Here is a 20,948-nt window from a genome sequence, read left to right as displayed (position 1 = left end):
TAAAAATAACAACGTCATAAACGATCAATTTTAAGTCATTTTTGTTACGGTATGATCTGCAAGCAACAATAAACTCGCTGATTTAATTTTATATAGGTTTTTTCTAGTCGTTCAAAGTGTTTTATTGATCCTAGAAATTGTAACTTTTCAACTCTAGTCATCCCTAAAGCTGAAATTAACTCATTGATTTTAATTCTTTTTTTATATTGTTTCTTTAAATAATCAAGTACTTGCTCTTCCAAAGAATACCACTCCTCACACTAGAGAAATCTTTCTCAAATTTTTACTTTCTCTATGAAAAAAATAATACTAGTAGAATAACGTCTTTCTACTAGCCAATTAACTGGATTCAAGTGTTTATTTTTCAACAACTCTTTTTCTTTTCTAGTGGGGCGTTTCCCCTGTTTCATTTTTTCCCTCTCCTTCTTTAATTCCTCTTCTCCAAGAAGAATAAAATCTTTTAATACTCTTTTACGATTTTTCAATTTCTCTTTCTAAACTCCCCCTATATAGAAATGTACTTCCTTTTTTCGTACTTTTCCCTCCTTTATATTTATTACTAATGCCTATCAATAGAACAATTACTGACACAAATTAATAATAAAAGGGCACTCATTAGAATGCCCTAAATGGTTATTAAACGTAACCAACGTTCGTCCGAATAAGTAGTTTATCATTTCAAAACTCTGTCATTGTACGTGACAATAATTATTTATTTTCTTGTTTTTCTTTTGCTGGTTGAATTGGTGGCACGTTAGTAGCGCCCACTTTTTTAATTCCAGCAGCACGAATTTTGAAAGCTTGTTCTGATTGTACTGAGTTGTTATAACCTTCATACGTACTTAACCAAGCTCTTGCAGTGACATGTCCTGTTAATTCAATTTCATCATCATATTCAATGCCTTTTACTTCATAATCTGGTGCAATTGCTATTTCTACTTGATCGTTTAATTTTTCAGAATAGATTGTTACACGTTTTTCTCTTGCGACATCAGTAACTTTATTTTCTGTATCACGTTCAAAAATTGTTTCAACTTCCAAAAAATTCATTTTGCCAAAAGTACCTACAACGTCAAAATTTTCAATAATATTATCTTTAAATGTTAAACTCATAATTACTTGTTCCCTCCTACTACCTCTAAGCGTTTTGCATAAACAACTAGATCCAATGATCGGCTATTTCCAATATTATTTCGTTTTGCACTAATGCGAACAACTGGATCTGTCAAACGAATTTCTTTACGACCATTAAAGGATTGAGAGTTTCTTAACCCCGGAACAAAAATTTCAAAATCACGTTGTTCTGCGCTAGACGCAGAAAATACACATCCTCTCACTGGACTACCGTTAACATACATATCCCGTTCCATACGAAATACTGCTTTAATTTTCTTACCTAATTGTTTTTCATTCAAAGCTACTTCTTGAATACGATTTGCCAAAATAATTTCCTTCTTTCAAATTGTTTTTTGTTATAATTAATTAAGATTAAAACTGGACTAAAGGAGTTGCACATTTTGAATTTTTTTAATAGCTTTAATTCAATACTAAGTGCCATCAATTTAATGTGGTTAATTTTTAATTCAAAGAAAACAAATTCTCTTGCTTTTACACAGAAATATGCTTCTGAATTAATAGAAAAAATATTTATTCCTTTTTATGAAGATATCGAATGTAATTTATTTGTGAACATAACAACAGAAAATAAAAATGAAGTGATAGAACACTTAATAAAACTACACAACACTTTCATCAAAGAAAAATTACTATTTTATATTTCTGATAGTTTACTAATTCCATTAGAGGCTCTTGTTCAAACAAAGAACAAGTCCATAAAGCCTAAAAAACTTAATATAATGTATCAAAAATTTTCTAGAAGTTATTACAACGAATTAAATAGAACAAGAAAAATTATTGGATTAAGACCAAGAACTCCAGATTTCAGAATTCACCACAAATTATATCGATTTAAACTCCAAACCTATATTTGGTCGAATCTCGAATATATTGTTTTATTTGCTTTTATACTTTTTCAGTCTATTCGAAGTATTTATTTATTGTTTAAAAAATAGATTAATTGAATACATTCAAGAAAAAATATTACTCCAGAAAATAATACGTTCATCCAGTCTCTTTCTTTTATAAAATAGATCATCCCTATAAACATTATGCTTATCATTACACACGAAACATAAAAGTCACACAATAAGCAACACCTTCCGTTCTGTTACTTTTTTTATTTCAAATAAAAAAGCACAACCAGAGTTTTCTAGTTGTGCTACTTAACATATGTTTTAATTTAAAGTTAAATGCTTTTTCAGAAAAATTATTTTAAAACACTAACTTTAAAAATTTAGTGATTCTTTATTCATGGTAGTAGAATGTGCATACTGCTAATAATAACTTAAAAATTCGCTTGCGCCATGAAATAAAATAAGCATTATCCATTCGTTTCATAGAATCAATTCTTCAACGTGCTAACGATCATTAATCGTATCACGGCACGTTACTAGACCTACCATATACGGTGTACAACACTCCTCCTCTTGTCAAGCCTCTACAAACCTTCTCATCTTGTTTGTTTCAGCAATTACTTTCAACGTGTCATCACGACATGGTTATAGAAAATAATCAGATTCTTTAAGAATAGCCACCCTTCTATCATTAAGCGGAAATTACTCCAATGTTTTCAATGCCCTACTACTTACTTGCAGTCAAAACGGAAAACCTAGTCCTTAATAATAGCTAGAAACCTTCTATCTCAAATCCTCTTTGACATGGCTCTATTTACAGATTCCATTGCCACCTTGCAAACCATTCAACGGCTGGGTTGCTCCACCTCAACAAGACTTATAACCGTAAAGGAAAATATCCTTCTTGTATTATTCCGTCAAATCACTTAAAATAAAATTGTCTAGGTTTTATTTTGAGTGTTTACGGAACAGAAATTTATTTTCTTCTCGTGAACGCTTTTTTGTTTATTCTCATTTGAGATTCTAAAAAAGAAATAATATGTTCTATTTCAAATCTCTACATCCATAGTTTATAGTGCTGAAAGAGAAATGTCAAGTTCTATTTTGAATATTTATTAAGATTCATTTTAGATACATGGTAAACTATATTAAACCAGTTGATTGAAGGTGATTGTATTGAAAACATATGAGCGTTTAAAATATCTTCGTGAAAGCAACGATTTAACTCAAAAAGAACTTGCAGACGCACTACATATGGATAGAAGTGTGTATAATAAAATCGAATCTGGTGTACGACCAATTAGAGACAATGAATTAATTAAATTTGCTGATTATTTTAAAGTTTCCATAGATTACCTAACGGACAGAACATCCGATCCAACCCCCCCAAAAAAAGAAGAAGATACTATTGGAGATAGTATTATTTCTCATTTTCGTATAAATACTGCTAACATGAATACAGAAGATATAGAAGAACTAGAAGAAGAATTAAATGAGTATATGAATTTTCTAATTCAAAAAGCAAAAGCTAGAAAAGATAAAAAATAGGTTGGGTGGTTGTTACGTTGGATTTTATTCGTGAAGAACTTTATTTTGAAGCCGTAGATTTTGCAAACAAACTAGCATATGAAGTCAGTCTCTATTACTCAAAAAACATAGAGAAAATAAAGTGTTTTGATATAGAAGGCTATATAATAGAAAAAGATATTGCCGAAATCATATACTATGATTTCAAAAAACAACTTAGAGATAAAATGCTGGGATCTACAACTAAAATACTAAATGAAGTTCTTATTACGATAAATAGAAATCTAATGTGTGAAAGAAGAAATTTCACTGAAATGCATGAAGTTGTACATCTCTACAAAGATATTCCTTATGCCAATGAAGGTTATACATTTTCTGATATGATTTCAGAAAATGGTTATTTTTCAGAAGACCTACCTAAAGAATACCGTGCTAATGTTGGTGCTAGTGTCTTGATGGCAAACGATTTAGCATTGAAACATGCAGTTATTAAATTTAATTCATTTGAAGAAGTAGCTAAATATTTTTTTATGAGTAAAGCAGCCTTATTCAATCGATTAACAGAATACTTGATTTTTAACAAAAATTGTCATCCCGATTATGCTCGGTGCTTAATAAATAAATATAGATATAAAAATAACAAAGACTTTTTAAATATTTTTTTCTAAATAAAAAAAGTGTCTAGGATTTAAATTTCTAGACACTCTTTATCTTATTTAACTTCTGTATATCCATAACCTTCATAAAGTTTAATTGCCGATTCTAATGAATAAGTATCATCTTTTGTATCTTCAATTTGTATTATATCCGCTACATCGGCTTCTTTTTTATCATTTAATACAATATTACTATAACCAATGATAACAGTTTTTGTATCTTCTAACTTCCCTTTAGTTCCTCCAGAGTATAACTTAATTGTAAATATTTTTATTAGATTACCATTTCCACCTTTACTCATAGTACTATCCGACCAACTATTAGCATTATCCTCATCTTTACTGAGTTGACGATACACTAATTTTTCTTCTTTTATATCGTATTGTGTATCCCAAGAATATTGATTTTCTTCAGAACTTTTATATTCTCTCTTGACACCCTCATCAATCATTCGCTTAATATCATCTATATTAGCAATTCCTGTTGCTTTTTCTGCTACTTCATCAAGTCCCTTAACTTCAAAAGTAGGCGATAATTTTTTCTCTAAAACATAACATACATTTATTACTAATTCTTGTTAGTATCTCTGATTTTTCTATTATATAAATTAGTGTTGAAATTCTTACTTCCTAATAGGTTATTGAATGGAAACATTCAAAGAAACCGTGAATCCCTTAATATTAAAGTAGTCCATGCCTCTTTTTTTGTTATTGCAACCAATAACTTTATAGATAGAGAATTGACTATCAAATGATTGATAGTACATAATAAACCATAAAGAATTGCCACGGGAGCTGAAACATATGGACATCACTAATTTTATTGAGTCTCAATATAGAGAGATAGAGCATATTACTAATTTTGAATACATTAATTTATATAAAAGTATTCAAAGCGAAAGATTACAGATAATATTATCAACATTACACAAAGAATTTCAAACACTTTTCAAATTGATGAATGATAGATTACCCACAAAAGATTCCGAAGCTCACTTTTGGGCAGATCCTAGCCGAGAATTAATTCATATAATACAAATCACTAATGATTTAATTAGGGAACTCTCAGCGACCCCATATGCGTTTCAATTAGATGAATACTATACTAATCTAATTAGTAATTGCGAAACTTTTCTTTCTGAAAGCGGAGGTAGTGCATTACCCCCAAATATGAATAAAGTGATCCTCTATTATACTAAGCCTATGTTTATTTTTGATGATACCGTTGCTATCAAAAAAACGAAAAATAGAGTAATTTATCAATTAAAACAAAATATTGGTAGTGGATCATATGCTGATGTTTTTAAATACAAAGATGAATTTTATAATAAGGAATTTGCAATTAAAGTGGCTAAGAAAAATTTAACTGCAAAAGAACTATTGCGTTTTAAAGAAGAGTATAACCAAATGAAAGAACTTAATTCCCCTTATATTGTTGAAGTCTATAATTATGATGAACAAAAACATATGTATTATATGGAACTTATGGATGTAAACTTATACCATTATATTCTTCAAAACAATGATAAACTGAGCTTCACTCAAAGAAAGAATATTGGAAATCAGATTCTTAAAGCTTTTTATTACATTCATTCTAAGGGTCTGTTTCACAGAGATATCAATCCTAAAAATGTACTCTTAAAAATATATGATGATACCCAGATTGTGAAAATAGCTGATTTTGGATTGGTAAAAGTTCCTAATTTGCAGATGACATCCTTTAATACTGATATGAAAGGATGGTTTAATGATCCATCTTTAGAGCTTGACGGTTTTTCAAATTACAATATCTCACATGAAATCTTTGCTTTAACTAGATTACTTTACTTTGTGTTAACTGGTAAAACAAACATATCGAAAAATAAAGATAATAATATAAAAAAATTTTTAGAGATTGGATTGAACCCAGATAAAAATATTCGATTTAAAAACATTCAAGAATTAGCAAACGCTTTTAAAAATATTCCTGGCTAGAAAGGTATCAGATTTTATTGATGGATATTGATTTAATTGCAACTGACTTTTTTAAATTACCTACAAAAATAATGTTTAGCTTAGCTCTAATCACTGGTATTATACTATTCTCACTAGATTCGATTATGTAAAACATACATATAGAATCATTAAAAATAAACTATAGATTCACCATAGACATTATTTTTACTATTTCCTTTACCATTTCTATTATTTTTTTGCTTTATGAACAGCCTAACCTTATTTTTGAGATTTCCTTTCATTCTGGGGATGTAAAGCATCTTGAACATGATTTAATTATACAAAAACTGACAATAACAAAAAATGCACAAATAATATATAGTCTTACTATAAAAGAAAAAATTTATAATTAGAGGTAAAAATTGAAATGTTTGATAATGATATACGCATACAATTGAATATGGAGATGCACAATGTAGGTGAATTTCTTTTTACTGGATGTGAAGCTCTGTACAATACTGGAGAAGCTATTTTAGACTACGAAATTTTTAATATTTTTTATAATATTTCTGTCGGTATAGAACGAATACAAAAGATAATTTTACTACTAGACGATAGCAAAATAGAGAATAATCAAAAAAAGTTTTTAACCCAACATAATTTAGAAGAATTAAAATCAATAATAGCTAAACTGCATAATATAAACTTTAGCAAAAAAGAAAACAAGATTTTTAATTTGTTAACCGATTTTTATAAAAATGGAAGATATAATTATATAGATGAAAATTTTAAGGATTTTAATTGGTCAATACAAAAGTTAGATGGTTATTTGCAAAGCGAAAAGTTACCTCCTTTAGATCGCTTTCTAACACAATTCTATTTTTCAATGGATTCTAAAAAAAGTATTATGGATAGCTTATCTATAATAATTTCTACGTATATAAAGTTATTAAAAAAAATTGCAAACGAAAAAAATCTATATACTTTAGAAACTCAATCAAACTTTAAACTTTCCATTTTTTATTACGGTAGTCAAAATAAAAATGGAATATTTCATTACTTTGAAATGACAGATATAGCTAAAAATGAATTATATTATTTCTTCTTAAAAGATACTTTGAAAATAGTTGATGTAGATACCTTAAAACTTTTTCCGCCGCTAGAATTCGATCCTTCATGTATTCCTGATTTTTTATCAGAAGAGACTTTGTATAAAGTAAAGTGGGATATGATTGATATGGTGAAAGAATGTTATTACGATTTATATGAAGATAATATAGATAAAATGGCAGAGAGAAAAATTTTTATGCGTTCTTTTACTAACTATATATCGTTCATTCTATAACTAGATTAATAATTTCTTATACCGTTAAGCAATATAGATTTTCACATATTATCAAACCAAAATATTATAAGTTAGCTTGTTTACAATATTTTAATGGTCACACTTTTGGTCACAGTTTAATTCAATTCAAATCCTAATTACCCTAACAATATCATCAAAAATCCCAATAAATCAGCATAGAATGTTCTTACTTTCTAATAGGCTATTGAGTGGGAATAATAAAAAACAGCCAACAAACGTTGTTAAATCAATGTTTGTTGGCTGTTTTTTATTATCACACTTATTCTGTAGCCTTTTGATAAAATTCTTTCTATCTCCATTCCAATCAATCGTTCTAATTTCTTGCCACTCTTATCTTTGACAATCAATTGACTATTCGTATAAAATCGGAGATCTTGCTAAAAATAAAGAACGTAAAAAATCAGAAAAGCTAACTCGATGACCATAAAGTTAATAACTTGTTTTTTTCTTATTGCAGTTATCTTTTCGACATCTTCCCTGTCCAACAGAACGATTTTCAATGGATTATCGGGATGTTGATTTAGATAATTCTCCCAAAACTGTGTTTGTTTCTGACTTGACGGAGCGATTATACTAAGAAGTAAAATACAAAAGGTTAATGCACTGATAAATAGGAAACTAGTCGAAAAATCTTGATAAAGCATACTAGTGACCAAAGCGCCTATAATACTTGCAAGTAATGCAACAGTCAATAACATTTGAATACCTCTTTTAAAAGTGGTATTCAAATACATATTTTGATAATTTATAATTGCTGTTTTTCTCAGCTTTAAGTCCTCTTTACTAAGTTCGGGGAACATTTCACTCACTTTATTTTTTTTCTTCTTTTCCATAGCCCTTCTTTGATTACGTAATCTAAAACCACAAAAAATAAAGACGGGTATCGCTATAATTGCATAAAATTGACTAACTAATCTCAGTACTTCCATTGAGAACCTCCATCTGTTTCCTAATTAATTAGTCCATAATAGCAAAGTACATTAAACTTTTCATTAATATTAAATGAGTAATTTTTACTGCAAACTTACTTGAATTACTACCAAAACAATGAGGAAATATTTGCCTTCTCTAAAAGAACAGAAAGAAGTTTTTCTTCTTTCTGTCCAAATGATTCTAAGATTTCTCTTTACCAATATCATATCATTTAACAAAGAGCCCATAAAATTAGGTTAACTTTTAACCTATCTCTTCTTTTTGTTTCTTTTATCTGTGGAATATTCATTCACCATTGATCAGCGTTTCCCCTTATTGACCACCTATGTTCAAACTAACAATTTCTCAAAGTTAATAACTATCAAACACGCTATGTAATTTCTGTTCTTGTTTGTTGATAAAAGAAAATCAAGTTTTGAATTTCTCTTGATTTGGGATATATAGAAATACCAAATATAGGGATATTGAACTGTCTGTTCAGCATCGTATTGGAAACAATACAATCATAATTTTCCTTATGTAGCATCTGATCTGTAACTACCGGGGTTTTGCTGGCTACAAAACGATATCGTCCTCCTAGATAAAGCTCAAGCTTTGCAATAATGTAGCTAGCATATTGTTCAGAATTGGTTACAATCAAAGCCCTAATTTGTTTACTCGTTTCAATCTTTTTTAGCAGATCATGCCAGTAGACAAGTAACAAAGCGACTAATTTTCTGGTAAATTCGTCATTTTTCATATACTTTAATAACTCTTTTTGATCCTTGTTAATTAAATAATTCTTTAGTCCTACTTGAATACTTTCGATTTCTGGAAGTATCTGTTTTAAAAACTGATGATGTTTATCATATAAAATAAAAGAAAGATTTTCCATATAGTCGCCATCATTAATTATTTTATAGCAGATTTCTTGTCGTTCTTCATATTTGATCTGATATTTTATTTCCAAATAATCAAGCAATATCCCAACCATCTTTGTTAAATAAGGTTTTTGTTGGTAGTCATCGCTGTTGTTCTGTATATCCAGTAGCGAACAAACAAACGGCTGTTCAAAGATGTATTTTATCAGATCCTGATCCTCTTCAAGAGATAACCATAAAGAAGTATTTTGCTTCTCATTTGATTCTAGGCATAAAAGATTATTCTGCTCTTTTTCAATAAATTGTTTTTCGTTTTTTACTTGGTAAATTTTCATAGCAATATAAAATAAAAGCTGATTATGTTTTCGGTGTTCCAGTTTACGAATTATATCTTGAAGTTGATTATTCGTTATGTATTTTAAGTATAATTGACGACTTTTTTGACAAATTTCTTCATTGAAGGCCTCTTCTAAACACACATATTTTTCTAAAAGTAACTGGATCGTCAACTTTTCAATTAATTGTGTATTTCCCGTTAATCGAATCAATCCTCGAATTCTTAAGTGATATTGCTCTAAGGAAAGGTTGATGCGCTTCACCATTCGTCTTAAAGTGCTCTCTGAAATAAATAGTTGTTCCGTTACTTCCAAGTAGTTCGTATATTTATTTAACACGATTGCTTCTAAAAATTGATACTCAATCGATTCATTCATAATAATTCGGTAAATATATTCTTCTGTGACATGAGGAGCAATTTCTGCAAATATCCCATTCTCACGATCAGTATGTATATTAATTTCTTTTGCATAAGAATCGATATCCATCAAGTCATTTCTCAATGTTTTTGAAGAACACTTTAATTGAGATTCTAAATCTTGAAAGCGATAGGTTTCTCCTTCAAAAAGCAATTCCAGTAGAAGTAACTGTCGTTTCATTTTTTTCGATAAAATATTTAACATTTACTTCCTCCCCTCTTTTTACCAACTATAAAAAAGCATTCACTTTTTTCTATTTGAATGTTCCTATTTATATTTTAAAGAAAATTTTTAACGAATTAGAATTTTTTTTTCAAAAAAATAGTAAAAATGGGTATAAAAAATATGAAAAATAAGCAATCCTATCTACCTATTTTATAAATAGATCATTTATGGCCTTTTTTTGCCCTTAGACCTTTCAAATAATCAGAATGCTGATCTTGCCAACAGAAAATAGTATCATTCGCCTTCTCATTTTAAAAAATAACTAAATAAATTATTTTAGCGAAATAATTTATTTGATTGAAACATTCCTTCAGTAAAACAAACTGCTAAAATTAAGTATTTTATGCTTTATTTTTTTTATATTTAAATTTATACTGTTTTTAAAGCAATTAATTAATAACAAAAATTAATAAAAAAAGGCATATATTATACCATTTTTAATGATTAAAAAACTATTTTTATCATAAATGTACTTTTTTACGTCATAACTGTTAGATGGGAGTGTCCAAGGTGAAGAAAACAATTATTATAGTTAGTAGTTTTTTAGGTTTAATTGCTTTATTTTTTATGATTGAATACTTTGCTTCTCCTGTAAAAGATGTTACTTCAAAAGCTGAAATGAAAATGACTACTGGAGCCAAGATGGAATATGTGCCAACAAAAGATGAACTAGTAAAAATTGAAGGAGATCAACTTCAATTACTGGGCATTTACACAGTAGTTGGTATCCATTTCGACAGACATTCTTATGTGACGTTAGCAAATGCCGAACAAGAAGAAATCAACTTTTCTATTTCAATTATAGACAAACAAAAACAGACATTTTCAATCCCCGCCATACAATTCTCACCTCAAAATTTACAGCTATCTGATTCTTTTGGCATAGCAAAAAAAGAAGCACGCTACTTTGCTTATAAAAAAATTATCCTGTCGCAAGTGCCACTCATACAACAGACTGACCAATCAAATATACCCCTACAAGGTATATTTGATTGGCTTTTATCTTTTCAATGGAAAGAACCTCGAATAACTTTTCTGTTTATTTTTTTTCTTCTCCCACTCGACCATTGATCTTTTATACTAACTATTTCATTCGAGACGGCTTGTTTCCTTTGTTTTTCGTCATTTTTCCTAATTTATTTGATTCTTCTTGTGAAAAAAATAAACCAATTATTAAATCCGTTATTTTAAAAAGATAAAATAACACTATGTTCGAAAACCGAAAGTTATTTAATCAGATGGATCAATCTATATAAATTGTTGTCTGCCTATTCATTTAATATTTATACAAAAATATTGTATACCTGCTTTTATCGATAGGTTGGAACTTTTCGTTTTCGTTATCCCCTGTGGAAAACTTTCGGAACAGATTACCTCTCTGATACGTGTCTGTGTATAATTAGATACAACGAATCCCGGATCTTTCAATTCTTTAGACTGAAAGATCCGGGATCAAAAATAAACGCTTCTTACTTCTTTAATGCTACAACAAATGGAATCATCATAGATAACAAAATAACCAATAAACTACATTGCCGATGATCTATATAGATAAGGATCGTTATCATGCTCGTAGTTAGACCGATATTCAATTTTTTTTGATTGATCATAAGCATCCCTCTTCAAGGAAGATTTTCCTCTAGAAGTTCGACCATTTTTTTATCTTTTTGTTATATTTCTCTTAATTTTTTTGAACATCTTTAATTACTATATTGAGATTCGATTTTACGGCTAGGAATCAGCCAACCAAGTAAAATCACAGCATTCGTTACTAAAACAGCTATTGGTGTAATGACATAGCCTAAAATAATTCCTAAAATATTTAACCCAATTGACCAGTAGGATTTTCGATAGTTATCTAGTAATTCTTTGATATTCTTTTTATTTTTAGGATCAGACTGAACCAACTCTCTTGCTAAAATATAGTAAGCAATATTAGCTCCTAAAGTTACTACACCGTATGTGATCTCTGGCGCTAAACTATGACTATACTCGCTGATCCAAGACGTGACAAAGGGAAAAAATGATAAAGCAAAGATAAAAAAGCTATTTGCCCACAAAACTCGCCAATTTACTTTATGAACGACTTGAAACATATGATGATGATTATTCCAATAGATGACCAATGTAAAAAAGCTGACAATATAGATCATAAAACGATATCCTAAGGCACTTAGCGCTTGCCAAGTGTCAGTGTTTGGCTGGTGAAGCTCTAAGACCAAGATAGTCATAATGATTGCGATAACTGCATCGGTAAAAGCTTCTAAACGATTTTTTGGCATATTTTTGCCTCCTTTTCTGACTTATTGTAGTAAAGATAGCTAGAAAAAAGTAACTAAATCAGTCTATAGTTGGAGGTAACGCTCACTTTATACTGCTATACTCAATGAAACAAGAGGATTTAACTATCCTAGTTCTCTAATAAATAAGCTAAGTTCTAAGTACATTTTTATTAAATTTAACTTATTTTGGGAACTAGAAAGAAATGAGGGGTTTGTATGGGACAAAAAAATACTTTTTCAACTATTTTCATGCTAGTAATGGTATTCATTATAGGTAGTTTTGTAATTAGCCTTTTTACTAGTATTTTATGGTTTGCAATTAAATTACTCATTCCTATTGCAATCATTATTTGGCTAATTCGTGTAATTTCTGGAACAAATCGTCGACATCATCGAAAATATTACTAATATTGAAAAAAGCAGCACACGACAGATTCCCCAGTCTTGTGCTGCTTTTTTCGTTATATTTTTATCAGTTGTTCCAAATGATATATCATTTGATGGTATTACCCTAAAGCTACATCTAGTACCATCATAATGATAAAACCTAACATCACCCCAAAAACGGCAAAATGTCGTTTACTTGATAATGTTTGTTGGGCTTCGGGAATTAATTCCTCAACAACCACATAGATCATCGCACCTGCTGCAAATGCCAGTGCATAAGGTAAAAGGATGGTTACTCGTGTCACTAGCACCGCACCAATCACACCTGCGATCGGTTCAACAATACCTGAAGCTTGTCCATATATAAATGCCTTTGTTCGACTCAATCCTTCTTGTCTTAAAGGAATCGAAACAGCTGCACCTTCCGGAAAATTCTGAATTCCAATACCCAATGCAACCGAAATGGCTGCCAAAACGGCCGCTGTTGGATTATCGGCTGTACTGGCAGCCCCAAATGCTACCCCTACAGCCAAACCTTCAGGGATATTGTGCAAGGTGATCGAAAAAACTAATAAGATTGTTCGTTTTAAATGCGTAGGTAGGCCTTCTTTTTCGTGCTGTGGGCCAAAGTGCATATGGGGAAGCGTTTTATCAGCGATATAAAGAAAGACACCACCTAATCCAAAACCAATACTAACGACCAGCCAAGCGATATCGCCATTTTCTTCAGCTTTTGTAATCGCAGGATCAAGCAATGACCAAAAACTAGCAGCAATCATGACCCCCGAAGCAAAACCAAGCATGAGATTCAATACTTCTTTTTTGATTTCTTTAAAGAAAAATACCAACCCAGCCCCCAGAGCTGTCATAAAATACGTAAATGCTGTCCCCGCTAATGCTTGTTGCCACGGGGCTAAGCTTAGTAGCCATTCTGTCATTTTATTCTCCTTTCGTGCCTTTACTTATTACTCTAGCATATTCAAAAAATCATGACTACTGTTTGTGTGAAAAAGCGAATCAGTTGGGCTTTTATTCTTAAAGCACTATACTTTAATTAATAAAGTTACGAAATTTTATCATTCATTTGATAAAGGAGTGGGAGAATATGGCAACAATCAATGCTGGTATCGCAATGGTCAAAGTAATGGAAAGTTGGGGAATCGAGCATATTTATGGGATTCCTGGTGGTTCGTTTAATTCAATCATGGATGCTCTTTATCATGAAAAAGATCAAATAAAATATATCCAAGTACGTCACGAAGAAGTAGGAGCGCTAGCCGCAGCAGCCGATGCGAAACTAACAGGAAAAGTTGGGGCTGTTTTTGGTTCTGCTGGACCAGGCGCCACGCATTTGATCAATGGTTTGTATGATGCACAAATGGATCATGTTCCAGTTGTTGCGTTGCTTGGACAAGTTGCAACTACTGCTATGAACTATAACTCTTTCCAAGAATTAAATGAAAATCCAATTTTTGCAGATGTTAGTGTCTATAATCGGACAGTTATGACACCTGAAAGTTTACCTCATGTAGTGGACGAAGCAATCAAAGCAGCCTATGAAAATAAAGGAGTAGCTATTGTAACCATCCCTGTTGATTTAGGTTTTGCAGACATTGAAGAAGAGAAAATATCTAACGCAGCTACTCATAAAACAGGTACTGTCCTTCCTGATGAAAAAGATGTAATTGCTGCTCTTCCTTTTATTGAAAAAGCTAAAAAGCCTGTACTTTACATTGGACAAGGTACTCGTAATGGCTTTTCACAAATCAAAGATTTTACAGAACACTTTTCCATGCCAGTTGTTGCTTCTGTTTTAGCGAAAGGCATCATTCCAGATAACTATAAAAACTTTCTAGGCTTTGCTGGACGTGTGGCCACAAAACCTGCAAATGAAGCATTAGCAGAGGCCGACTTGATTTTATTTATGGGTAGTGACTTTCCTTTTGGTCGTGCGTTCTTTAACCCAGAGGCTGAATTTATCCAAGTGGACATCGATGCTTCAAAATTTGGTCGAAGACATGCTACCTCCCATACCATTTTAGGGGATGCCAATACCACATTAGCGAGATTAACAAAGCTGGGCAAACCACGTCCTGAAGATCGCTGGTATCTAGCCAACCAAGAAAACAAAGCGAATTGGGTAAACTGGTTAAACTCATTCGCTGACCTTGAAGACCAACCGATTCGTCCTGAAGCTGTTTATAAAGAAATCAATCGGATCGCTGAAGAAGATGCGATTTTTGTAACAGATGTTGGGAATACGACGATCCATTCCATTCGATTATTAGACATGAACGGCAAACAAAAACACACGACCTCTGGTTGGTTCGCTACAATGGGGAATGGTGTTCCAGGTGGCATTGCTGCACAATTAAGTTATCCTAATCGACAAGTCTTTACTTTAAGCGGTGATGGTGGTTTTGCAATGGTGATGCAAGATATCATTACACAAGTGAAATACCAACTACCGATTATTAATGTGGTTTTATCGAATACATCGTTTGGGTTTATTGAAGCAGAACAAGAAGATACTGAACAGAAAAAATTTGGTGTGTTTTTAGAAGAGGCTGACTTCGGAAAAGCGAGTGAAGCACTGGGAGCTGATGGTTTCACGATTACTGAGTATCACCAATTAAGACCTGCATTTGAGGCCGCTAAAAAATCCCAACGACCAGTAGTAATTGATGTAAAAATCAATAACAAACGTCCTTTACCGGTTGAAGATCTTCATCTTGATCCAAGAAAATATACAGAAGAAGAAATCAAACAATTCAAAGAAAAATACGAAGTGCATGATTTACCTGTATTGAATGAATTATATGAAAAAAGGAAATAATTGAACCTCTACTCTTTGAGAGATTCAGACATATCAACTATAAAAAAAGAAGCAACCAGGAAAATTCAGCCTGATTGCTTCTTTATATACTTTACTTTGTTTATCTGAAAGCATATACGATATGGTTGATTCCAAAGAGCATAAAATAAAAACCGACAAGAAAACTTAAAGTCAAAGCGGAGGAAATAGGATTAAACAATAGTATACATCCTAATACCACACCCAAAATATTGATGATTACTGTAAACCAATAGTAGCCTGTGCTATAACCTTTCGCTAAATCAGCTGTAAATAAAGCTAAGATAGAGTCGGCAATAAACCAAATGGCAAAAACAAACGGTAAAGCAACTACTCCTGCACCAATATTGAACAAGAAGAAAATCCCGACTAAAATATCAATGATACCAATAACCAACGGCATTTTCCCTTTATATCCTGTCAATTCTTTCATGCGATTTCGTACAAATAATTCAAAAATTCCTTTTAAAAAGGCAAAAATAGCAAAAACAACGACAATCGCCACTAAATTACCAACAGGATCTTGAAAAGAGATTAATGAAACAAGGACAAATAAAATCCCTAAAATTAATGATCCCCAGTCTAGTGTTTTTCTTTCATTCATTTTCATTCCAACTTTCATTTTAATCTATTATTATACTAACGCTCTCTTTAAATAACGTCAAAACATATGCTGGTGATGAAAAGCAAAAGTAATTTCTTTTCTGATCAGCTTTTGCTGCTATTATTTTTTAGTAAAAGCTGCTCCACCTTTAACTTTCTGTAAACTCATTACCAACTTATTCTTCTACTAAATAATAAACATTTTGTCTTTCTTAACCACTTTCGAATCTCATCATTGCTTCATAGATACAATTTTTTCCATTCTTTCATGAGTTTTTGTCGTCATGTTCCACGTGAAACACAAAGAATAATTGATTACCTTGAAACTTTCTCTTTTCCCCTATATAATTCTAGGAGGCTCGTTAAATATTATAAAGATAAAGTGAGGAAAAAAATTGATTACTGTAAATGATGTAAGTTTGCACTTTTCAGACCGCAAACTATTTGATGATGTTAATATTAAATTTACTCCAGGAAATTGCTATGGCTTAATAGGTGCAAATGGTGCAGGTAAATCAACGTTCCTTAAAGTATTATCAGGAGACTTACAACCTTCTACAGGGACTGTTTCCATGGGACCAGATGAGCGAATGGCTGTATTGAAACAAAACCATTATGACTATGAAGAATATACAGTTTTAGAAACAGTTATTATGGGACATAAGCGTTTATACGAAGTTATGAAAGAAAAAGACGCTATCTATATGAAAGAAGATTTCACTGATGAAGATGGTATCCGAGCAGCTGAATTAGAAGGTGAGTTTGCTGAATTAAATGGTTGGGAAGCTGAACCTGAAGCTGCTGTTTTACTACAAGGACTGAATATTCCAGAAGAATTGCACCATCAATTGATGAGTGAACTTACTGGTGGTCAAAAAGTCAAAGTACTTTTAGCTCAAACATTGTTTGGTAAACCGGATGTGTTACTCCTTGATGAGCCTACGAATGGATTAGATATCCAATCCATCAACTGGTTAGAAGAATTTTTAATTGAATTTGAAAATACGGTTATCGTTGTTTCTCATGACCGTCATTTCTTAAATAAAGTATGTACCCATATGGCAGATTTAGATTTTGGAAAAATCAAATTATACGTTGGTAACTATGATTTTTGGTTAGAATCAAGTCAACTTGCTGCAAAATTACAAGCAAATGCCAATGCCAAAAAAGAGGAACAAATCAAAGAACTACAAGAATTTATTGCTCGTTTTAGTGCGAATGCTTCAAAATCTAAACAGGCAACTTCTCGTAAGAAAATGTTAGAAAAAATCACTCTTGATGATATTCAACCTTCTTCACGTCGTTATCCATTCGTTGGATTTAAACCAGAACGTGAAATTGGTAATGATCTCTTACAGGTCGAAAATGTGAGTGTAACGATCGACGGTAAGAAAATATTAAATGATATATCATTTAATTTAAGCAAAGAAGATAAAGTTGCGTTCGTTGCTGAAAATGATATTACAACTACAACTTTGTTTAAAGTAATCATGGGTGAAATCACTCCTGATACTGGAACCGTAAGATGGGGCGTAACAACGAGCAATTCTTATCTACCAAAAGATACTACGAAAGAATTTGACAATGAATTGACGATCTTAGATTGGTTACGTCAGTATGCAAGTAAAGAAGAAGACGATAATACATTCTTACGAAGCTTTTTAGGACGCATGCTATTTTCTGGGGAAGAAGTATTAAAACCTGTCAATGTCCTTTCTGGTGGTGAAAAAGTGCGTTGCATGCTTTCTAAAATGATGCTTTCTAAAGCAAATGTCCTAGTTTTAGATGATCCTACAAACCATTTAGACCTAGAATCGATTACAGCACTAAACGATGGCTTGATGGCCTTTACTGGTTCTATCCTTTTTGCTTCACATGACCATCAATTTATCCAAACATTGGCTAATCGTATCATTGCTGTTTCTGATAAAGGTGTTATCGATCGAGCAGATACAACCTATGATGAATTTTTAGAAAATAAAGATATCCAAAAACAATTAGAAGATCTCTGGAAGTAAAGCAACAATCATGTAGACTTAAGAAAATAGCCTATCAGGGACATCTCATCAGACGGTGAGATGTCCCTTTCTTTTATCATAAGCACTGTTTTTCACAACTAGCTAGAGGTACCTGAGTTCCATTTACTGTCTATAATCTATAGTATGAAGGAGACCATTATTTTTTCTCTTATTTGCTTTATTAACCGCTTTATTTTTTCTAACTGATAAGCTATAATTGGTAATGAAAAAGGGATTGCGCAAACAATCCCTTCATCAGTAATTCGTGCCGTTAAAAAGACGGTAGCTTTTTTATAGTATTGACCATCTAAAAACTTGGCTAAAAGTGGTTTAGATGGTTATTTTTTTGGTCTTTTTTGTCAATTAGCAACAGCACAAATGTCGCAAATGCGAGCATGAGTTGCAGTGCTTCATATACTGACAACTTTATTCCTTTCCAGGGACAAAGCTCTTAACCATAAGCATCACCCCTTATCTAAGAGATTAGCTACCATCTTTTACACTCCACGAATTACTGGTTTTATTGTAGCAAACTTAGCGAAAACTTACTATCAATATTAGCTTTAACTTAAAATAAAATAGTTATTTTTCAGCTGATAGTTAGTTGATTTGTGTATCGTATGCCTCATTTTTTTTTAAACTATTTAATCTATTTTCTTAATGGTTTTAAAAACTTTTTTTCAATCAACCGCTTTACTTTTTTCCAATTGATAAGCTATAATGGAAAATGAAAAAGAGATTGCTCTAACAACCCCTTCATCAGTAATTCGTGCCGTTAAAAAGACGGTAGCTTTGTTTAAGTAATTAACCATCTAAAAACTCTGCTAAAAGTGATTTAGATGGTTATTTTTTTTGGTCTTTTTTGTCAATTAACAACAACACAAATGTCGCAAATGCGAGCATGAGTTGTATTGCTTCATATACTGACAACTTTATTCCTTTCCAGGGACAAAGCTCTTAACCATAAGCATCACCCCTTATCTAAGAGATTAGCTACCATCTTTTACACTCCACGAATTACTGGTTTTATTGTAGCAAACTTAGCGAAAACTTGCTATCCTCATTAACTTTATTTTTAAATAATAATGTTATTTTTTACCTGTCATGTATTTGATTCGTGTGCCTTCATTTTTTTTAATCAACAGCTTTACTTTTTTCCAATTGATAAGCTATAATGGATAGTGAAAAAGGGATTGCTCTAACAACCCCTTCATCAGTAACTCGTGCCGTTAAAAAGACGGTAGCTTTATTTTTTGGGTATATATACCATCTAAAAACTCTGCTAAAAGTGGTTTAGATGGTTATTTTTTTTGGTCTTTTTTGTCAATTAACAACAACACAAATGTCGCAAATGCGAGCATGAGTTGTATTGCTTCATATACTGACAACTTTATTCCTTTCTAGGGAAAAAGCTTTTAACCATAAGCATCACCCCTTGTTCAAGAGATTAGCTACCATCTTTTACACTCCACGAATTACTGGCTTTATTATAGCAAATTTAGGAAGTACTTACTATCGACAAAAGATTTAACTTAATATAAATCAGTTATTTTATATTCTTAAAAAGAACCACTCGAAGAATATTCTTTTTCTTCTGAATGGTTCTTTTTTGGGGCATTTCTTCTACAATGACTACAATTTTTTATCGAGTGATTCCCATTGAGAATATCGCAATACATCCATATCCTGTATGGCTTGCGATGGTAGGGCCAAGTGGATATAACTTAACTTCTTTCATCTTAATATTCTCTTCAAGTAATTGTTTTGTTTTTTCAGCACTTTCTAAATCGCCAGCATAAGCAATATAAACAGTTTGTTCTAATGGAGCGACAATGGTTTTAACAGTTTCTTCAACAATTTTTTGTATCGATTTATTTCGTCCTCGTACTTTGCTGATATTCGTCAAACGTCCTTCCTGATCGACTGTGATAATTGGCTTCACGTTTAGAATACTACCTAGTGTAGCACTAGTTTTAGAGATACGCCCCCCACGTTCAAGGTGTTTGAGATCATCAACGGTTACCCAAGAATGTACTTTTAAGTAATTGTTTTCTAACCATTCTAAGTTCTCTTCTAATGTTTTCCCCTCGTTTTTCAATCGAACAGCTTCCAATACTAATAACCCTTCCCCAACGCTTGCGGCTTTTGTATCAAAGACCTTTACTTGTGGATCTGGATATTCTTCTTTTAATAATTCTACTGCTTGTAACGCACTACTATAGGATCCACTTAAAGCACTGGAAAAAGCAACATAAAGGATAGGAATATTTTGTTCAACATAAGGACGGAAAAATTCTAAGTATTGACCCACATTGATTTGTGAGGTCGTTGGGGTAGCCCCATTTCTTAATTGTTCCATATAATGATCATAATTAAACGTTTTTCCCAGATCATCTACTAATTCTTCTTCATCTAACTGGATCTTCATTGATAAATAATCAACCTTGGCTGCTTGTAGCACTTGATAAGGCAGATCACAACATGAATCGGTTACGATTTGATACACACCCTTCAACTCCTTCAACTTTTCATTTTACCCTTAACTCCTATTATAGCAAATCTCTTGCATGGAAA

Annotated in this window: 24 protein-coding genes; 9 read left to right on the top strand and 15 right to left on the bottom strand. The window is 31.6% G+C overall.

Translation table 11 applies throughout. The annotated features are described in order from the left end of the window. Positions 1-44: 44 nt before the first annotated feature. The 4 genes from AB3I42_RS05220 to AB3I42_RS05205 all read right to left on the bottom strand — a co-directional run bounded on the left by AB3I42_RS05220 (position 45) and on the right by AB3I42_RS05205 (position 1,442). Positions 45-242, bottom strand: a complete 198-nt coding sequence (locus AB3I42_RS05220) for a hypothetical protein (RefSeq protein ID WP_368014302.1) — start codon at positions 240-242, stop codon at positions 45-47. 33 nt (positions 243-275) lie between these two features. After that, positions 276-485, bottom strand: coding sequence for a hypothetical protein (locus tag AB3I42_RS05215; RefSeq protein ID WP_143352805.1), 210 nt, complete (start codon positions 483-485; stop codon positions 276-278). Between the two features lie 223 nt (positions 486-708). Continuing rightward, complete coding sequence (locus AB3I42_RS05210; RefSeq protein ID WP_048340583.1) at positions 709-1,113, bottom strand: DUF961 family protein; 405 nt, start codon at positions 1,111-1,113, stop codon at positions 709-711. 2 nt (positions 1,114-1,115) lie between these two features. After that, a complete protein-coding gene (locus AB3I42_RS05205) occupies positions 1,116-1,442 on the bottom strand; it encodes a hypothetical protein (RefSeq protein WP_368014301.1) in 327 nt (108 codons plus the stop codon). Positions 1,443-1,517: 75 nt separating this feature from the next. Here AB3I42_RS05205 and AB3I42_RS05200 point away from each other — a divergent pair, with 75 nt between their 5' ends. The 3 genes from AB3I42_RS05200 (at position 1,518) to AB3I42_RS05190 (ending at position 4,168) form a co-directional block, all read left to right on the top strand. After that, positions 1,518-2,072 (top strand): hypothetical protein, encoded by a 555-nt coding sequence (locus tag AB3I42_RS05200; protein WP_081202171.1) that lies wholly within the window; start codon positions 1,518-1,520, stop codon positions 2,070-2,072. A 1,077-nt stretch (positions 2,073-3,149) separates the two neighbouring features. Further along, positions 3,150-3,521, top strand: a complete 372-nt coding sequence (locus AB3I42_RS05195; RefSeq protein WP_181934552.1) for a helix-turn-helix domain-containing protein — start codon at positions 3,150-3,152, stop codon at positions 3,519-3,521. Positions 3,522-3,538: 17 nt separating this feature from the next. After that, positions 3,539-4,168: an ImmA/IrrE family metallo-endopeptidase gene (locus AB3I42_RS05190; RefSeq protein WP_368014300.1), complete on the top strand. Its 630-nt coding sequence runs from the start codon at positions 3,539-3,541 to the stop codon at positions 4,166-4,168. Between the two features lie 44 nt (positions 4,169-4,212). Here the strand turns inward: AB3I42_RS05190 and AB3I42_RS05185 are convergent, their stop codons facing one another. Next, complete coding sequence (locus tag AB3I42_RS05185) at positions 4,213-4,608, bottom strand: hypothetical protein (protein WP_181934553.1); 396 nt, start codon at positions 4,606-4,608, stop codon at positions 4,213-4,215. Between the two features lie 352 nt (positions 4,609-4,960). On the opposite strand from AB3I42_RS05185, the gene AB3I42_RS05180 reads away from it, so the two are divergent. Continuing rightward, on the top strand, positions 4,961-6,130 hold the full coding sequence (locus tag AB3I42_RS05180) for a protein kinase (protein WP_368014299.1): 1,170 nt from the start codon (positions 4,961-4,963) through the stop codon (positions 6,128-6,130). Between the two features lie 388 nt (positions 6,131-6,518). After that, positions 6,519-7,436, top strand: coding sequence for a hypothetical protein (locus AB3I42_RS05175; protein WP_181934555.1), 918 nt, complete (start codon positions 6,519-6,521; stop codon positions 7,434-7,436). Positions 7,437-7,834: 398 nt separating this feature from the next. Here AB3I42_RS05175 and AB3I42_RS05170 read toward each other — a convergent pair whose 3' ends face one another. Next, positions 7,835-8,386, bottom strand: coding sequence for a hypothetical protein (locus tag AB3I42_RS05170; protein WP_081125009.1), 552 nt, complete (start codon positions 8,384-8,386; stop codon positions 7,835-7,837). A gap of 374 nt (positions 8,387-8,760) precedes the next feature. Next, a complete protein-coding gene (locus AB3I42_RS05165) occupies positions 8,761-10,209 on the bottom strand; it encodes a helix-turn-helix domain-containing protein (RefSeq protein WP_368022360.1) in 1,449 nt (482 codons plus the stop codon). Positions 10,210-10,740: 531 nt separating this feature from the next. Here AB3I42_RS05165 and AB3I42_RS05160 point away from each other — a divergent pair. Then, positions 10,741-11,301, top strand: coding sequence for a hypothetical protein (locus tag AB3I42_RS05160; protein WP_236599424.1), 561 nt, complete (start codon positions 10,741-10,743; stop codon positions 11,299-11,301). A 398-nt stretch (positions 11,302-11,699) separates the two neighbouring features. Here AB3I42_RS05160 and AB3I42_RS05155 read toward each other — a convergent pair whose 3' ends face one another. Both AB3I42_RS05155 and AB3I42_RS05150 read right to left on the bottom strand, forming a co-directional pair. Further along, on the bottom strand, positions 11,700-11,840 hold the full coding sequence (locus AB3I42_RS05155) for a hypothetical protein (RefSeq protein WP_014834373.1): 141 nt from the start codon (positions 11,838-11,840) through the stop codon (positions 11,700-11,702). A gap of 90 nt (positions 11,841-11,930) precedes the next feature. Continuing rightward, positions 11,931-12,512: a TMEM175 family protein gene (locus AB3I42_RS05150; RefSeq protein ID WP_010720484.1), complete on the bottom strand. Its 582-nt coding sequence runs from the start codon at positions 12,510-12,512 to the stop codon at positions 11,931-11,933. 216 nt (positions 12,513-12,728) lie between these two features. Between AB3I42_RS05150 and AB3I42_RS05145 the strand changes: the two genes are divergently transcribed. After that, positions 12,729-12,920: a hypothetical protein gene (locus AB3I42_RS05145; RefSeq protein WP_010736784.1), complete on the top strand. Its 192-nt coding sequence runs from the start codon at positions 12,729-12,731 to the stop codon at positions 12,918-12,920. A gap of 98 nt (positions 12,921-13,018) precedes the next feature. Here the strand turns inward: AB3I42_RS05145 and AB3I42_RS05140 are convergent, their stop codons facing one another. Further along, positions 13,019-13,837: a ZIP family metal transporter gene (locus AB3I42_RS05140; protein WP_010720486.1), complete on the bottom strand. Its 819-nt coding sequence runs from the start codon at positions 13,835-13,837 to the stop codon at positions 13,019-13,021. 167 nt (positions 13,838-14,004) lie between these two features. Here AB3I42_RS05140 and spxB point away from each other — a divergent pair, with 167 nt between their 5' ends. After that, positions 14,005-15,735 (top strand): pyruvate oxidase, encoded by a 1,731-nt coding sequence (spxB, locus tag AB3I42_RS05135; RefSeq protein ID WP_010736783.1) that lies wholly within the window; start codon positions 14,005-14,007, stop codon positions 15,733-15,735. A gap of 100 nt (positions 15,736-15,835) precedes the next feature. Here spxB and AB3I42_RS05130 read toward each other — a convergent pair whose 3' ends face one another. Continuing rightward, the gene (locus tag AB3I42_RS05130; protein ID WP_010720488.1) at positions 15,836-16,357 is read right to left on the bottom strand and encodes an HdeD family acid-resistance protein; all 522 of its coding nucleotides are present in this window, start codon (positions 16,355-16,357) and stop codon (positions 15,836-15,838) included. A gap of 394 nt (positions 16,358-16,751) precedes the next feature. Here AB3I42_RS05130 and AB3I42_RS05125 point away from each other — a divergent pair, with 394 nt between their 5' ends. Further along, entirely contained in the window at positions 16,752-18,374 is a 1,623-nt protein-coding gene (locus AB3I42_RS05125) for an ABC-F family ATP-binding cassette domain-containing protein (protein ID WP_081115159.1), read from the top strand. A 319-nt stretch (positions 18,375-18,693) separates the two neighbouring features. On the opposite strand, the gene AB3I42_RS05120 is transcribed toward AB3I42_RS05125, so the two are convergent. The 4 genes from AB3I42_RS05120 to AB3I42_RS05105 form a co-directional block, all read right to left on the bottom strand. After that, positions 18,694-18,798, bottom strand: a complete 105-nt coding sequence (locus AB3I42_RS05120; protein ID WP_191984884.1) for a putative holin-like toxin — start codon at positions 18,796-18,798, stop codon at positions 18,694-18,696. Between the two features lie 419 nt (positions 18,799-19,217). Beyond that, complete coding sequence (locus AB3I42_RS05115) at positions 19,218-19,304, bottom strand: putative holin-like toxin (RefSeq protein WP_223603319.1); 87 nt, start codon at positions 19,302-19,304, stop codon at positions 19,218-19,220. 371 nt (positions 19,305-19,675) lie between these two features. Next, positions 19,676-19,762: a putative holin-like toxin gene (locus AB3I42_RS05110; protein ID WP_223603319.1), complete on the bottom strand. Its 87-nt coding sequence runs from the start codon at positions 19,760-19,762 to the stop codon at positions 19,676-19,678. A 254-nt stretch (positions 19,763-20,016) separates the two neighbouring features. Continuing rightward, positions 20,017-20,880, bottom strand: a complete 864-nt coding sequence (locus AB3I42_RS05105; protein ID WP_010736781.1) for a DegV family protein — start codon at positions 20,878-20,880, stop codon at positions 20,017-20,019. Positions 20,881-20,948: the final 68 nt, after the last annotated feature.

Source organism: Enterococcus sp. C53, from assembly GCF_040887425.1.
Classification (GTDB): domain Bacteria; phylum Bacillota; class Bacilli; order Lactobacillales; family Enterococcaceae; genus Enterococcus_B; species Enterococcus_B hirae.
The sequence above is the reverse complement of the archived record's forward strand: the minus strand, read 5'-3'. Positions and strand labels throughout refer to the sequence as shown.